The sequence below is a fragment of the Dietzia sp. DQ12-76 genome (assembly GCF_014145045.1).
In the GTDB taxonomy this organism is placed as follows: domain Bacteria; phylum Actinomycetota; class Actinomycetes; order Mycobacteriales; family Mycobacteriaceae; genus Dietzia.
Genome location: NZ_JAALDV010000212.1, coordinates 1 through 3054, shown reverse-complemented (window position 1 = coordinate 3054; position 3054 = coordinate 1). Strand labels below are relative to the sequence as shown.

Sequence of the window (3054 nt, the reverse complement as noted above, 5' to 3'; positions counted from 1 at the left end):
CGGCCCCCGTGCCGGCCCCGGGTGGCGAGGTCGCGACACTCGCGCCGGTCCCCGGCCCGCTCTACTGACGACACGACCTGCGAAAGGCCCCTCGATGACCGATCGACGCAATCCGGGACAGGGCCCGCGGGTCCCTTCGGGGGCATCTCGCGGCGGCCGCTCGGACGACGGTCGGCCGCCCACCCGGTCCGGCAGGGTCCTCACCGCCGACTCGACGGACCGGCGGTTCACGTGGATGCGCTCAGCTTTCGCCGTCATCATGGTGATAGCGCTGGTCAAGCTGCTGTGGGTCCAGACGATCGGCGGCACCGAGCTCGCGGCACGCGCGGAGAGCCAACGACAGGTCCACCAGGTGCTCCCCGCCACCCGCGGCGCGATCGTCGATGTCCACGGCGACCCGATCGCGTTCACCCGCGAGGCCCGGGACCTGTCCATCCAGCCGCTGGTCGAGCAACGCAACGCCGAAGCGCGCAGGGAACTGAACCGCACCAACCCCACCTGGGACGAGCTGGTCGAGCAGATCGCTGACGAGTTCGAGTCCGTGCTGGGGGAGAAGATCGACCGGTCGGAGATCGAGGCCAAACTCACCTCCGAGGGTGGTTTCACCTACCTCGTCCGCAACGTGGACGTGACCCAGGCCAATGCCATCACCAGGAAGTTTCCGATGATCGGTGCGGAACGGGTGGACATCCGCGAGTACCCGGGCGGAGCCCTCGCGGCAAACGTGGTGGGAGCCACGTCGAAGAGCGACGACGGGAAGCTCATCGGTCTACAGGGCATCGAGGCGTCCTTCAACGACGAGCTCGACGGTGAGGACGGCCGCCAGACCTTCGACCGTGCCCAGGACGACACGGTGATCCCGGGGACCCTGCGGAACGTCTCGGCCCCACGAGACGGTGACACGATCCGTCTGACGCTCGACGCGGACCTGCAGTGGCACGTCCAGAAGGCCGTGCAGTCCGCCAAGGACTCCTCGGGTGCGCAGAGCGCGTCGGCGGTCGTGCTGGACTCCGAGACCGGAGAGGTCCGCGCGATGGCCAACGACAACACCTTCAACCCCGCGGTGGGCATCGGCGCCGAGCTCGAGCGCGGGGCGGACCTCGGCAACCCGGCGATCACCTCGCCCTTCGAGCCCGGCTCGGTGCAGAAGATCATCACCGCCGCCGCGGCGATCGAGGCCGGACTGACCGACCCGGGTGAGGTCCATTCGGTGGACGGGAGCATCAGCATGGAGGGGGTGACCGTCTCCGATGCGTGGCAGCACGGGCCGACGCCCTACACGACCACGGGAATCTTCGGGAAGTCCTCGAACGTCGGGACTCTCATGCTGGCGCAGCGCGTCGGCAAGGAATCGTATTCTGAGTACCTGCGGAAATTCGGGCTGGGTCAGCGGTCGGGCATCGAACTCGCCGGCGAGTCTGACGGTCTGGTACCCGACCTGCAGAACTGGCAGGGTGGAACCTTTGCCAATCTGCCCATCGGGCAGGGGTTGTCGATGACCACCCTTCAGATGGCGGGCATCTACCAGGCCATCGCCAACGACGGGGTCCGGGTGCCGCCACGGATCGTCGCCGAGCGGGTGGACCCGGACGGTGAGGTCCACGAGGCCGATCGACCGGAAGGAGAGCGGGTGGTCAGCGAGCAGACCGCTCGCACAGTGCGTGACATGTTCCGCTCGGTCGTCCAGTCCGGCCCGGGGGCACAGGCGGGAACCGGCCCCCAGGCCGCGGTGGCGGGGTACCAGATCAGCGGAAAGACCGGCACCGCCCAGCAGATCGACCCCTCGTGCGCCTGCTACTCCAACTCGCGGTACTGGATCACCTTCTCGGGCATCCTGCCCGCCGACGATCCGAGGTACGTGATCTCGATCATGCTCGACGCTCCACAGCGCGGCACTCTCGGCGCATCCGCCGCGCCCCTCTTCCACGACATCGCCTCGTGGCTGGTCAACCGGGACAACATCCCGCCGTCCGCCCCCGCGGCGGACCTGATCCTGCAGGCGCAGTGACGCGCGACCGGCAAGGTAGCGTGTAGCGGGTTCACGAGGGGTCACGGAGAACGAGAGGCGGGTCGAGGACAGGCGATGACGACAGCAGCACAGCTGGCTGACGCGGTGCAGGCGAGCCTCCTCGGTGACAGGGCGGCAGCCGACGCGGAGCTGACCGGCGCCACCATCCGGGCCCAAGACGCGGGAACCGGCACGCTCTTCGCCGCGCTGCCCGGGTCGAGGATCCACGGCGCCTCTTTCTGCGCGACGGCGGTCGAGGCGGGCGCGTCGGCCGTACTCACCGACACCGAGGGCCTGGAGTTGATGGGTCCCGTGGCCGACCGCGTCCCGGTGCTGGTGCACCCGCGACCCCGGTCCGTTCTGGGCGAGGTGGCGGCGGCCGTCGTCGGTGACCCCTCTGCTGACCTGGACGTCGTGGGGATCACCGGGACGTCCGGCAAGACGACGACGACCTATCTCGTGGAGGCGGCGCTCGAGGGCTGTGGCCTCGTGGCGGGACTCATCGGCACCACTGGCAGCAGGGTGGGCGGACGGCACCTGCCGAGCAGTCTCACGACTCCTGAAGCGCCCGAATTCCAGTCGCTGCTGAGTGAGATGCGAGCCGGGGGTGCCCGCGCCGTCGCCGCAGAGGTCTCCAGCCATGCGTTGCGGCTCGGTCGGGTGGACGGGACACGGTTCGCCGTCGGCGCCTTCCTCAATCTCTCCCAGGATCATCTCGACTTCCACCCGAGCATGGAGGACTACTTCCGGGCCAAAGCCCGGTTGTTCGACTCCGACGCCGACCCGGGTTCCGCGGTGCGGCCCGCCGAGCGGGCCGTGATCGTCGTCGACGACGACTGGGGGAGACGACTGCTGGCGGCCCGACCGGACGCGGTGACCGTCTCGGCCGATCCCCGCGGGTCCGCCGACTGGACGGCGGGCGAGGCGTTGACCACCGACGACGATCGGCAGGCGTTCGCCGCGTGGGGGCCGCACGGGGTGACCGTGGAGGTCGATCTACCGCTCCTCGGCCGGTTCAACGTGACCAATGCGCTCGTCGCACTCGC

General features: G+C 69.5%; 2 protein-coding genes. Both read left to right on the top strand.

What is annotated here, in order from left to right:
- Positions 1 to 94: 94 nt before the first annotated feature.
- A complete protein-coding gene (locus tag G6019_RS08250; protein ID WP_182613396.1) occupies positions 95 to 2008 on the top strand; it encodes a peptidoglycan D,D-transpeptidase FtsI family protein in 1914 nt (637 codons plus the stop codon).
- A gap of 75 nt (positions 2009 to 2083) precedes the next feature.
- On the top strand, positions 2084 to 3054 hold a 971-nt coding region (locus G6019_RS08245), incomplete at its 3' end, for a Mur ligase family protein (RefSeq protein ID WP_182627382.1).